Origin of the sequence: Burkholderia sp. Ac-20384, from assembly GCF_017104605.1 — a bacterium.
Taxonomy (GTDB): Bacteria; Pseudomonadota; Gammaproteobacteria; order Burkholderiales; family Burkholderiaceae; genus Burkholderia; species Burkholderia lata.
This window is the reverse complement of sequence record NZ_JAAGPE010000338.1, coordinates 1-8778: the sequence shown is the minus strand read 5'-3', so window position 1 is coordinate 8778 and position 8778 is coordinate 1. Positions and strand designations below refer to the sequence as shown.

Sequence of the window (8778 nt, the reverse complement as noted above, 5' to 3'; positions counted from 1 at the left end):
GCCCCGCCGCGATGGCGAACATTCCGCAGCCCGTTCAGGTCGCGACCGCGACGCAGGGCGAAATGCCGATCGTGCTGTCCGCGCTCGGCACCGTCACGCCGCTCGCGAACGTGACGGTCAAGACGCAGCTGTCTGGCTACCTGCAGTCGGTAGCGTTCCAGGAAGGCCAGATCGTCAAGAAGGGCGATGTGCTCGCGCAGATCGACCCGCGCCCGTACCAGGTGTCGCTCGAGAACGCCGAAGGCACGCACGCGCGCGACTCGGCACTGCTCGCGACGGCCCGCCTCGACCTGAAGCGCTACCAGACGCTGCTGTCGCAGGATTCGATCGCGTCGCAGACCGTCGATACCCAAGCGTCGCTCGTCAAGCAATACGAAGGCGCGGTGAAGACCGACCAGGCCGCGATCGATTCCGCGAAGCTGAACCTCACGTATGCGCGCATCACCGCGCCGGTGTCGGGCCGCGTCGGCCTGCGCCAGGTCGACCCCGGCAACTACGTGACGCCGGGCGATACCAACGGCCTCGTCGTGATCACGCAGCTGCAGCCGATGAGCGTGATCTTCACCACGTCGGAAGACAACCTGCCGCAAATCCTCAAGCAGGTGAACGCGGGCCAGAAACTGTCGGTCACCGCATACAACCGCAACAACACGGTGCCGCTCGAAACCGGCTCGCTCGCGACGCTCGACAACCAGATCGACACGAGCACGGGCACGGTCAAGCTGCGCGCGAACTTCGATAACAAGGAAGGCATGCTGTTCCCGAATCAGTTCGTGAACACGCGCCTGCTCGTCGACGTACTGCGCAACGCGACGATCGTGCCGACGGCGGCCGTGCTGACCGGCTCGATCGGCCAGTTCGTCTACGTCGTGAAACCCGACAACACGGTGACGGTGCGCAAGGTCACGATCGGCCCGGTCGACGGCGAACGCACGAGCATCGTCAGCGGCGTGTCGCTCGGCGAGCGCGTGGTGACCGACGGCTCCGACCGCCTGCGCGAAGGCGCGAAGATCTCGATCCCGGCCGACAAGCCGAAAGGCGCGTCGGGCGCACACGGCGCCGCTGCGGCGTCGGGGGCATCGGGCGCCGGCGGCCATCGCGGCGGACACAAGCACGGCGCGTCGCAGGCAGCGGCCTCCGCGGCCCAGTAACGCGCGGGCCGCTCGATGAATCCATCCCGCCTATTCATTCTCCGGCCGGTCGGCACCGCCCTCCTGATGGCGGCGATCATGCTGGCCGGTCTCGTCGCGCTGCGCTTCCTGCCGCTCGCCGCGCTGCCGGAAGTCGACTATCCGACGATCCAGGTCCAGACCTTCTACCCGGGCGCGAGCCCGGAGGTGATGACCTCGTCGGTCACCGCACCGCTCGAACGGCAGTTCGGGCAGATGCCGTCGCTGAACCAGATGTCGTCGCAAAGCTCGGCCGGCTCGTCCGTGATCACGCTGCAGTTCTCTCTCGACCTGCCGCTCGACATCGCCGAACAGGAAGTGCAGGCCGCGATCAACGCGGCCGGCAACCTGCTGCCGTCCGACCTCCCTGCTCCGCCGATCTACGCGAAGGTCAACCCGGCCGACGCGCCGGTGCTGACGCTCGCCGTCACGTCGAAAACACTGCCGCTCACGCAGGTGCAGGATCTCGCCGACACGCGCCTCGCGATGAAGATCTCGCAGGTCGCGGGCGTCGGCCTCGTCAGCCTGTCGGGCGGCAACCGCCCGGCCGTGCGCATCCAGGCGAACCCGACCGCGCTCGCGCAGTACGGGATGAACCTCGACGACCTGCGCACGACGATCTCGAACCTGAACGTCAACACGCCGAAGGGCAACTTCGACGGCCCGACGCGCGCGTACACGATCAACGCGAACGACCAGCTCACGAGCGCCGATCAATACAACAGCGCGGTCGTCGCATACAAGAACGGCCGCCCGGTGATGCTCACCGACGTCGCGACGGTCGTCGCCGGCTCGGAAAACACCAAGCTCGGCGCATGGGTGGACAAGGAGCCCGCGATCATCCTGAACGTGCAGCGCCAGCCGGGCGCGAACGTGATCCAGACGGTCGACGCGATCAAGGCGCAGTTGCCGAAGCTGCAGGAAACGCTGCCGGGCGCGCTCGACGTGCAGATCGTCACCGACCGCACGACGATGATCCGCGCCGCCGTGCGCGACGTGCAGTTCGAGCTGCTGCTCGCGGTCGGGCTGGTCGTGCTCGTGATGTACCTGTTCCTCGCGAACATCTACGCGACGATCATCCCGAGCCTGTCGGTGCCGCTGTCGCTGATCGGCACGCTCGCGGTGATGTACATGGCCGGCTTCTCGCTGAACAACCTGTCACTGATGGCGCTCACCATCGCGACCGGCTTCGTCGTCGACGACGCAATCGTGATGATCGAGAACATCGCGCGCTACGTCGAGGAAGGCGAAACGGGGCTCGAGGCCGCGCTGAAGGGTTCGAAGCAGATCGGCTTCACGATCATCTCGCTGACGGTGTCGCTGATCGCGGTGCTGATCCCGCTGCTGTTCATGGGCGACGTGGTCGGGCGCCTGTTCCACGAATTCGCGATCACGCTCGCGGTGACGATCGTGATCTCGGCGATCGTGTCGCTCACGCTCGTGCCGATGATGTGCGCGAAGCTGCTGCGCCATTCGCCGCCGCCCGAGAGCCATCGCTTCGAGGCGCGCGTGCACCAGGCGATCGACTGGGTGATCGCGCGCTACGCGGTCGCGCTCGAATGGGTGCTGAACCGCCAGCGCTCGACGCTCGTGGTCGCGCTGCTGACGCTCGCGCTGACGGGCCTGCTGTACGTCTACGTGCCGAAGGGCTTCTTCCCCGCGCAGGACACCGGTGTGATCCAGGCGATCACGCAGGCGCCGCAGTCGATCTCGTACGGCGCGATGGCCGAGCGCCAGCAGGCGCTCGCGGCCGAGATCCTGAAGGATCCGAACGTCGAGAGCCTGACGTCGTTCATCGGCGTCGACGGCAGCAACATCACGCTGAACAGCGGCCGGATGCTGATCAACCTGAAGGCGCGCGACGATCGTTCCGAGACGGCCGCGCAGATCATCCGCGACCTGCAGCACCGCGTCGCGAACATCACCGGCATCTCGCTGTTCATGCAGTCGGTGCAGGATCTGACGATCGACTCGACCGTCAGCCCGACGCAGTACCAGTTCATGCTGACGAGCCCGAATTCGGAAGAATTCGCGACCTGGGTGCCGAAGCTCGTCGCGCGGCTGCAGCAGGAGCCGTCGCTCGCCGACGTCGCGACCGATCTCCAGAGCAACGGCCAGTCGGTCTACATCGAGATCGACCGCGCGAGCGCCGCGCGCTTCGGCATCACGCCGGCGACCGTCGACAACGCGCTGTACGACGCGTTCGGCCAGCGCATCGTGTCGACGATCTTCACGCAGTCGAACCAGTACCGCGTGATTCTCGAGTCCGAGCCGAAGGAGCAGCACTACGCGCAATCGCTGAACGACATCTACCTGCCGTCGGCGGGCGGCGGCCAGGTGCCGCTGTCGTCGATCGCGTCGTTCCACGAGCGGCCGTCGCCGTTGCTGGTCGCGCACCTGTCTCAGTTCCCGTCGACCACCATCTCGTTCAACCTCGCGGCGGGCGCCTCGCTCGGCGAGGCGGTCAAGGCGATCGACGCCGCCGAGAAGGACATCGGGCTGCCCGCGTCGTTCCAGACGCGCTTCCAGGGCGCGGCGCTCGCGTTCCAGGCCTCGCTGTCGAACCAGCTGTTCCTGATCCTCGCGGCGGTCGTCACGATGTACATCGTGCTCGGCGTGCTGTACGAGAGCTACATCCACCCGATCACGATCCTGTCGACGCTGCCGTCGGCCGGCGTCGGCGCGCTGCTCGCGCTGATGATCACCGGGCACGACCTCGACATCATCGGGATCATCGGCATCGTGCTGCTGATCGGTATCGTGAAGAAGAACGCGATCATGATGATCGACTTCGCGCTCGAAGCCGAGCGCGTCGAAGGCAAGCCGCCGCGCGAAGCGATCTACCAGGCGTGCCTGCTGCGCTTCCGGCCGATCCTGATGACGACGCTCGCCGCGCTGCTCGGCGCGGTGCCGCTGATCGTCGGCTCCGGCGCGGGCTCCGAGCTGCGCCAGCCGCTCGGGATCGCGATCGCCGGCGGCCTGATCGTGTCGCAGGTGCTGACGCTGTTCACGACGCCCGTGATCTATCTCGGCTTCGATTCGCTCGCGCGCCGCGTGCGCGGCTGGTTCGAACGCCACGGCCCGCAAGCCGGCCCGCGCACGGACGCGTAAGCGATGAACCTGTCGCGCCCCTTCATCACCCGCCCCGTCGCGACGACGCTGCTCGCGATCGGCGTCGCGCTCGCGGGCCTGTTCGCGTTCGTCAAGCTGCCGGTGTCGCCGCTGCCGCAGGTCGACTTCCCGACCATCTCGGTGCAGGCGTCGCTGCCCGGCGCGAGCCCCGAGACCGTTGCGACCAGCGTGACGAGCCCGCTCGAACGGCACCTCGGCTCGATTGCCGACGTCTCCGAAATGACGTCGATGAGTACGGTCGGCAATGCGCGGATCACGCTGCAGTTCGGCCTGAACCGCGACATCGACGGCGCTGCGCGCGACGTGCAGGCCGCGATCAACGCGGCACGCGCCGACCTGCCCGCCGCGCTGAAGAGCAACCCGACCTACCGCAAGGTCAACCCGGCCGACTCGCCGATCATGATCGTGTCGCTGACGTCGGAGACTTCGTCGCCCGCGAAGTTGTACGACGCCGCGTCGACGGTGCTGCAGCAGTCGCTGTCGCAGATCGACGGGATCGGCCAGGTGTCGGTCAGCGGCTCCGCGAACCCGGCCGTGCGGGTCGAACTCGAGCCACAGGCGCTGTTCCACTACGGGATCGGCCTCGAGGACGTGCGCGCGGCGCTCGCGTCCGCGAACGCCAATGCGCCGAAGGGTGCGATCGAGTTCGGCCCGCAGCGCTACCAGCTCTATACGAACGACCAGGCATCCGAGGCGTCGCAATACCGCGACCTCGTCGTCGCGTACCGCAACGGCGCGGCCGTGCGGCTGTCCGACCTGTCCGACGTCGTCGATTCGGTCGAGGATCTCCGCAACCTCGGCCTGTCGAACGGCAAGCGAGCAGTGCTCGTGATTCTCTACCGCTCGCCCGGCGCGAACATCATCGACACGATCGATCGCGTGCGCGCGGCGCTGCCGCAGCTCACCGCGTCGCTGCCGGCCGACATCACGGTCACGCCCGTACTCGACCGTTCGACCACCATCCGCGCTTCGCTGAAGGACACCGAGCACACGCTGCTGATCGCGGTCAGCCTCGTCGTGATGGTCGTGTTCCTGTTCCTGCGCAACTGGCGCGCGACGCTGATCCCGAGCGTCGCGGTGCCGATCTCGATCATCGGCACGTTCGGCGCGATGTACCTGCTCGGCTTCTCGATCGACAACCTGTCGCTGATGGCGCTGATCGTCGCGACCGGCTTCGTCGTCGACGATGCGATCGTCGTGCTCGAGAACATCTCGCGGCATATCGAGAACGGCAAGTCGCGCATGCAGGCCGCGTTCGACGGCGCGCGCGAGGTCGGCTTCACGGTGCTGTCGATGAGCATTTCGCTCGTCGCGGTGTTCCTGCCGATCCTGCTGATGGGCGGCATCGTCGGGCGGCTGTTCCGCGAGTTCGCGCTGACGCTGTCGCTCGCGATCGCCGTGTCGCTCGCGGTGTCGCTCACGGTCACGCCGATGATGTGCGCGCGCCTGCTGCCCGAGTCGCACGACCCGCAAAGCGAAGGTCGCTTCGGGCGCTTCCTGGAACACTGTTTCAGCCGCATGCAGCGCGGCTACGAGCGCTCGCTGTCGTGGGCGCTGCGCCGGCCGCTGCTGATCCTGCTGACGCTGTTCGCGACGATCGGGCTGAACGTCTACCTGTACATCGTCGTGCCGAAGGGCTTCTTCCCGCAGCAGGACACCGGGCTGATGATCGGCGGCATCCAGGCCGACCAGTCGACGTCGTTCCAGGCGATGAAGCTGAAGTTCTCCGAGATGATGCGGATCGTGCAGAGCAACCCGAACGTGAAAAGCGTCGCGGGCTTCACCGGCGGCACGCAGACCAACTCGGGCTTCATGTTCGTCACGTTGAAGGATCGCACCGAGCGCAAGCTGTCGGCCGACCAGGTGATCCAGCAGCTGCGCCCGCCGCTGGCGGACGTCGCCGGCGCGCGCACGTTCCTGCAGGCGGCGCAGGACATCCGCGTCGGCGGCCGGCAGAGCAACGCGCAGTACCAGTTCACGCTGCTCGGCGATTCGAGCGCCGACCTGTACAAGTGGGGGCCGATCCTGACCGAGGCGCTGCAGAAGCGCCCCGAGCTGACCGACGTGAACTCGGACCAGCAGCAAGGCGGCCTCGAGGCGATGGTGACGATCGACCGTGCGACGGCCGCGCGGTTCGGCATCAAGCCCGCGCAAATCGACAACACGCTGTATGACGCGTTCGGCCAGCGCCAGGTCTCGACGATCTACAACCCGCTGAACCAGTACCACGTGGTGATGGAAGTCGCGCCGAAGTACTGGCAGAGCCCCGAGATGCTGAACCAGGTGTGGGTCAGCACGTCGGGCGGCAGCGCGAACGGCTCGCAGACCACCAACGCGGCCGCCGGCACCTACGTTGCGACCTCCGCCGGCACGTCGAGCGCCGGCACGGCCACGCAGAGCGCCGCGGCGATCGCGTCCGACTCCGCGCGCAACCAGGCGCTCAACTCGATCGCGGCGAGCGGCAAGTCGAGCGCGTCGTCGGGTGCGTCGGTGTCGACGTCGAAGTCGACGATGATCCCGCTGTCGGCGATCGCGACGTTCGGGCCGAGCACGACGCCGCTGTCGGTCAACCACCAGGGGCTGTTCGTCGCGACGACGATCTCGTTCAACCTGCCGCCCGGCGTGTCGCTGTCGCAGGCGACGCAGGTGATCTACCAGACGATGGCGCAGGTCGGCGTCCCGCCGACGATCGTCGGCAGCTTCCAGGGCACCGCGCAGGCGTTCCAGCAGTCGATGAACGACCAGCCGATCCTGATCCTCGCGGCGCTGCTGGCCGTCTACATCGTGCTCGGGATCCTGTACGAGAGCTACATCCACCCGATCACGATCCTGTCGACGCTGCCGTCGGCCGGCGTCGGCGCGCTGCTCGCGCTGCTGCTGTTCAAGACCGAGTTCAGCATCATCGCCTTGATCGGCGTGATCCTGCTGATCGGTATCGTGAAGAAGAACGCGATCATGATGGTCGACTTCGCGATCGACCAGACACGCAACAACCAGAAATCGTCGTTCGACGCGATCCACGAGGCGTGCCTGTTGCGCTTCCGCCCGATCATGATGACGACGATGGCCGCGCTGCTCGGTGCGCTGCCGCTCGCGTTCGGCAACGGCGACGGCGCCGAGCTGCGTGCGCCGCTCGGGATCGCGATCGCCGGCGGCCTGATCGTGTCGCAGGTGCTGACGCTCTATACGACGCCGGTCGTCTACCTGTATATGGACCGCTTCCGTGTGTGGGGCGAGAAACGCCGCAACCGCCGCGGGAATACCGGCGGGCCGGCCGTCGCCGGGGAGTGATGAAAGCGGCCGCCCTCGGGCGGCCGTTTTTTCGCGCTTGAACAGCGGCGACGATCGGCTATCGTGAGTCCATGCCCACCGCTGCGCCCTTCACGGGGACACACCATGAACGTCCAGCTCAACCACACGATCGTCTGGTGCCGCGACAAACGCGCGTCGAGCCGCTTCCTCACCGAGTTGCTGGAATTGCCGCCGCCGACGCCGTTCGGCGCGATGCTGGTCGTCCCGCTCGGGAACGGCGTGTCACTCGATTTTTATGAACAGTCGGGAGAGATCGCGTCGCAGCATTACGCATTCCTGCTCGACGAAGCAGGCTTCGATCGCGTGCTCGCGCGCATTCGCGAGCGCGGGCTGCCGCACTGGGCCGATCCGGCGAAGCGGCAACCCGATGACATCTACCGCCACAACGGCGGCCGCGGCGTGTACTTCGACGATCCGGACGGCCACTTCCTCGAAGTGATGACGCAGCCTTATGTGCTGAACGGCTAGTTCGACGGGCCGGCGTTGCACCGGCCGGTATCGTGGCGCGGATGCCGCCCCGCTCGAAACGGCATCCAGCCGACCGACGTTACTCGGCAGCGTCCGCCGCCTTGCGCGGACGACGCGCGCGCGGTGCGGCCTTGCGGGCCGGCTTCTTCGGCTTGGCAGCGGCCGGCGTTTCCGCAACCGCTTCGGCATTTGCTTCAGCCGGCGCCGCGTCGTGCGACGGCTGGGCGGCGGCACGCTCGGCACCGCCATCGCCTGCCGCCGGCCCGGCGTGCGTCGCCGTGACGTGCCGCTCGTCGCCCTGCTCCGCGTCGCGATGCGCGTCGTCGGCATGCTTGCCGTGCGTGTGCTTGTCGCCACCGTGCTTCGGCGCGCCATGCCCGGCGGCGTCAGGCTTCCCGGCTGCCTGACGGCCTGCGCTCTTCGCGGCGGCGCCCTTCTTCGCCCCTGCCTTCTTCGCCGCGGTCTTGCGTGCGCGCTTGCGGCCATCCTTCACTTCGCCATGCGCGTCGGCCGCGTCGGCCACTTCGGCCGTTTCCGCCGGCGACATCATCGGTGCCGCCTCGGGCACCTCGGCAACCTCGGCCACTTCCGCGTCGTCCGCTTCGACCTGCACGCTTTCGTGCATGACCGCTTCCGCCCGCTGCCCGCGACGTTGCGCATTGCGCCCGGCCCGCGCCGGCTCGGCCGCACGCGTACA

4 protein-coding genes and 1 pseudogene are annotated in these 8778 nt (G+C 67.6%); 4 read left to right on the top strand and 1 reads right to left on the bottom strand.

Translation table 11 applies throughout. The features are described from left to right. From G3O00_RS36330 to G3O00_RS36315, 4 genes are all read left to right on the top strand, one after another. Positions 1–1151 (top strand): MdtA/MuxA family multidrug efflux RND transporter periplasmic adaptor subunit (locus G3O00_RS36330; protein WP_206145891.1); only part of this gene is annotated, 1151 nt, incomplete at its 5' end. 15 nt (positions 1152–1166) lie between these two features. Next, positions 1167–4280: an MdtB/MuxB family multidrug efflux RND transporter permease subunit gene (locus tag G3O00_RS36325; RefSeq protein ID WP_174934862.1), complete on the top strand. Its 3114-nt coding sequence runs from the start codon at positions 1167–1169 to the stop codon at positions 4278–4280. A 3-nt stretch (positions 4281–4283) separates the two neighbouring features. Then, positions 4284–7592 carry an efflux RND transporter permease subunit gene (locus G3O00_RS36320; protein ID WP_206145890.1) on the top strand — a complete coding sequence of 1103 codons (3309 nt, stop codon included), beginning with the start codon at positions 4284–4286 and terminating at the stop codon, positions 7590–7592. A 105-nt stretch (positions 7593–7697) separates the two neighbouring features. Then, complete coding sequence (locus G3O00_RS36315) at positions 7698–8081, top strand: VOC family protein (RefSeq protein WP_011351471.1); 384 nt, start codon at positions 7698–7700, stop codon at positions 8079–8081. Between the two features lie 79 nt (positions 8082–8160). Here G3O00_RS36315 and G3O00_RS36310 read toward each other — a convergent pair. Continuing rightward, positions 8161–8778 (bottom strand): annotated as a pseudogene (locus G3O00_RS36310) (NYN domain protein); the annotation flags it as partial.

Bases quoted from the DNA above. Each gene is read 5' to 3' on its own strand.
- G3O00_RS36325 (WP_174934862.1), top strand. From the start codon at position 1,167: ATGAATCCATCCCGCCTATTCATTCTCCGGCCGGTCGGCACCGCCCTC.
- G3O00_RS36320 (WP_206145890.1), top strand. From the start codon at position 4,284: ATGAACCTGTCGCGCCCCTTCATCACCCGCCCCGTCGCGACGACGCTG.
- G3O00_RS36315 (WP_011351471.1), top strand. From the start codon at position 7,698: ATGAACGTCCAGCTCAACCACACGATCGTCTGGTGCCGCGACAAACGC.